The organism is Vibrio sp. 10N.261.51.A3 (genome assembly GCF_041471965.1).
In the GTDB taxonomy this organism is placed as follows: domain Bacteria; phylum Pseudomonadota; class Gammaproteobacteria; order Enterobacterales; family Vibrionaceae; genus Vibrio; species Vibrio crassostreae_C.
Genome location: NZ_JBFRPK010000152.1, coordinates 1 through 357 on the forward strand (window position 1 = coordinate 1; position 357 = coordinate 357).

General features: G+C 31.7%; 1 pseudogene. It reads left to right on the plus strand.

The window, feature by feature from the left end:
• Positions 1-27: 27 nt before the first annotated feature.
• Positions 28-309, plus strand: a pseudogene (locus AB4371_RS22310) (EAL domain-containing protein); the annotation flags it as partial.
• Between the last annotated feature and the right edge of the window lie 48 nt (positions 310-357).

The following is a 357-nucleotide window of genomic DNA, read 5'->3' on the forward strand; positions in this document are numbered from 1 at the left end:
TTTTCATGATCTTGCCCTGGTTAAGCTATGCACTGTTCTTTCAATATAAATAACAATAATGAGAGCTTGCAACTAATCTACAATGAAGAAAAAATATACATAAAAAGAGACAGTAATAAGATATCAGAGGAAACTCTTAATAGTAAAGAGAGTTTTGTTTTCAAATACCTTATTGAACACTCGTCAATATCAAACCCTCAATCTGCACGAGATGTTGAAGAATCTTTTAAATTACACTTTGACGAAGAGTTTAGCTTATACGCGTTAAAAAATATTATTGCTTCTATAAGAAAGAAATATCGAAGTGTAGTGGTACGCTGAATTTGGTCACTTAGTTAGAGGTGATATCATCACCTC